Below are 2,690 nucleotides of genomic sequence, written 5' to 3' on the forward strand. Positions count from 1 at the left end.
CCGAGTATCGGTTGATGGTGTTGCTGGCGGGCCTCGTTGGTCTCCGCCGAGGCGAGTGCTTTGGGCTGCGTGTCGATGATCTCGAGCGTGGTGCGGATCACTGGTTGGTTGCGGTCGACGCGTCGATCGTCTTTGTTCGTGACAAGGCGTATCACCAGGCACCCAAGACCGCGGCCGGCGTGCGGCGGCTTGCGCTTCCGAGCGCAGTGACCACTGTTGCCGAGCAGCACCTCGCCAACTTCGGTAGGAACAAACCGAGCGACCTGTTGTTTGTCGATCTGCGAACGAGTACAACACCGACGATGACGGTGTGGCGCCGAGTGTGGGCGAACGCTCGTCGAGACGCCAGCGTCGAATGCACCTTTCACGACTTGCGGCACCACGCCGGCACTCTGACGGCTACGGCGGGAGCCAGCATCCGCGAGTCGATGGCCCGACTGGGACATTCCTCACCGAGGGCTGCACTGCGTTATCAGCACGTCGCCGAAACACGGGACGCCGAGGTGGCGTCGGCGATGGACCGTCTCATTCAAGGCTGATGGTCAGCGTCAGCTTGGGAAGCGCTTCGAGGCTGAACGCATCGCGCCTGCGTGTGGGGTGTTTGGCCAGGTCAGCCATGGTTTCTTCGAGCGCCGTTGTTGTGCGTTGTTGCACCGTATCGCACCCTGTTGAGCGTTGTTCTAGGCACGAATTAGGCACGGACGCGTCCTTCGATCGACGGTTGCATCACGGCTCTAGATGTTCCAAGGATCGGGCTCGAGGCGGGTAGATCAGTCGGGCTGAGGTGAGTTTGACGTAGTCGTCGAGAATGTCGTCTGGCTCGCGATCGGACTCGTCGTAGTCATCGGCGGTTGCGCCGGCATCGCCGAAGATCGCCACTGCGTGTGGGCCGACTCGGTTGTCGAAGCGTGATGCGTACAGGATGCCGTCGAAGCCAGCTGCGTCGAACGCTGTTGCCCAGGCTTGGGCGAGTCCGTAGTCGCCGGTGGTCAATTCCTTGGTCATTCCGAATGCGCCCGCTGCGGTTGGAGCTGAGACGTCTGCGAGTCTGAGCTGCCGGTCGAAAGCAATGGTCGTGAAGCCCATCTTCGCAACGATCGCCGGGTCGATCTCGTGGCGAGCTGCAACGTCAGGTCCGAGGCGCTCGGAGAGACCCGCAAGGTCGTCGTGCCCGGCGTAGAGCGTGCCGCGCGGGTGAGCGAGATCGAACCGCCCTGGGTCGGGGTTGGGTGTGCTGGAGAACCACCACGGCGAGCGAGGCACAGCAGCCTCGACATCCCAACCGGTCACACGATGCAGTGGTGTGTCGGCCTTGATCGTGACAACGGGGAAGCCGCTGAGATCTTGGGGTGGCGGTTGGAGCGCGAGTTCGGAGCGGGCCATTCTGCTACCCCCGCTCAGCGGTCAGTGTGACCAGCGGTACTCGGCAGCGGCCACCGCTGGTTCGAGTTGGCCTGGTTCATCGAGGAGTTCGCGCGGTTCTCGACGGTCGATCTTGTCGTTCGAGGATGCGAACCAGACGGCGAGCTGTAGGTCGGTCGTGAGTGGCAGTAGACGCTGGATGGTGCTCGGCACTGCACGGAGTAGTCGTTTCTCGTCGAGGTCGAACTGATAGGCGGGATAGACGTAGAGGCGGCCGCTTGCTGTCGGGACAGCGAAGATGTTGTGCTGCTTCGAACGTCGTTCGGTGAGTCGAGCAGCGGAGATGTCGAGCAAGTGGCGGACGTCGCGAGGAAGCAAGATGGGACCGAGGGCGTCACGTACCCACTCCTGCTCAATCAGCTCAGGCGGTCGGGGCTCGAGGGCTGCTCGGCGAGCAGCTTCGATCGGGTCGATGCGCCGGCCCCGTGTCAGGCGTTCGAACTCCGTCGAGAACGTGTCGAGCCAATCGTTGTCGACGAGCTGTGCAGTGCCGGCCATGAAGGAAGCATACCTCTTGCTGCCTCTTGCAGCAAGAGGTTGTAGCGGGACATGTCTAGACCATGGAGAACCCCTCGTCTTCAGTTGACTACTGATCCAGCCGAAGTGACGTCGCGCCCAACGGTGCGGGGTGCGTGCACGCCAGACGACGATGTACCGACGGCCGGGCCCGTCATGACGGACCGGCTTGTACCGACTGCTGGCCACCGTTGAACAATATCGAGCACCTGATTACCGGCATAAGGGTCCGTCATAGGATAAGTCGCGGTTTGTAGTGTGGGTGGATGACAATGACCGAGGCCGGGCTGCGTGAGTTCTTGAAGACGGTGGAGCCGCATCTGAACGAGCGGCAGCGGCGGGTGGTGTTCGGGTCGATGGCTGAAGTTCTCGATCGTGGCGGCCAGAAGATGGTGGCCGAATGTTCGACGATGTCAACGTCAACGTTGTCGAAAGCGGTTCGTGAGGTCCGCGCCGGCATCGAACCGTCAGACCGTCAACGAGTCGAGGGTGGCGGTGACCGACCAGCGATCGACAAGCAGCCCGGTTTGTTGTTGGCCCTTGACGAGTTGGTGCATCCCGGTAGTCGTGGCGATCCAATGTCGCCGTTGCGGTGGACATCATAGTCGGTACGCGAGTTGTCCGCTGCGCTCGGCGCGCAGGGCTGGTCGGCGTCGGCTGAGTTGGTGCGACGCCTGTTGCATCAGATCGGCTACTCGTTGCAGGCCCCAGCCAAGGTGATCGAGGGATCTGCCCACCCTGATCGCGACGCC

The 2,690-nt window shown here is 62.6% G+C and carries 5 protein-coding genes and 1 pseudogene; 3 read left to right on the top strand and 3 right to left on the bottom strand.

Going from position 1 to position 2,690, the window contains the following annotated elements; genetic code table 11:
• On the top strand, positions 1–539 hold a 539-nt coding region (locus ACH2EI_RS17565), incomplete at its 5' end, for a tyrosine-type recombinase/integrase (protein ID WP_395160992.1).
• Here the strand turns inward: ACH2EI_RS17565 and ACH2EI_RS17570 are convergent.
• The 3 genes from ACH2EI_RS17570 to ACH2EI_RS17580 all read right to left on the bottom strand — a co-directional run bounded on the left by ACH2EI_RS17570 (position 526) and on the right by ACH2EI_RS17580 (position 1,920).
• Entirely contained in the window at positions 526–654 is a 129-nt protein-coding gene (locus tag ACH2EI_RS17570) for a hypothetical protein (RefSeq protein ID WP_395156924.1), read from the bottom strand. The two genes, ACH2EI_RS17565 and ACH2EI_RS17570, sit on opposite strands and share 14 nt — an antisense overlap.
• Positions 655–726: 72 nt before the next feature.
• Positions 727–1,383 (bottom strand): RES family NAD+ phosphorylase, encoded by a 657-nt coding sequence (locus tag ACH2EI_RS17575; protein WP_395156926.1) that lies wholly within the window; start codon positions 1,381–1,383, stop codon positions 727–729.
• Between the two features lie 21 nt (positions 1,384–1,404).
• Positions 1,405–1,920: a hypothetical protein gene (locus ACH2EI_RS17580; protein WP_395156928.1), complete on the bottom strand. Its 516-nt coding sequence runs from the start codon at positions 1,918–1,920 to the stop codon at positions 1,405–1,407.
• A 284-nt stretch (positions 1,921–2,204) separates the two neighbouring features.
• Between ACH2EI_RS17580 and ACH2EI_RS17585 the strand changes: the two genes are divergently transcribed.
• A complete protein-coding gene (locus ACH2EI_RS17585) occupies positions 2,205–2,543 on the top strand; it encodes a hypothetical protein (RefSeq protein ID WP_395160994.1) in 339 nt (112 codons plus the stop codon).
• Positions 2,544–2,555: 12 nt separating this feature from the next.
• Positions 2,556–2,690: pseudogene (locus tag ACH2EI_RS17590) on the top strand (ISAzo13 family transposase); the annotation flags it as partial.

Origin of the sequence: Ilumatobacter sp. (assembly GCF_041688325.1) — a bacterium.
GTDB lineage: Bacteria > Actinomycetota > Acidimicrobiia > Acidimicrobiales > Ilumatobacteraceae > Ilumatobacter_A.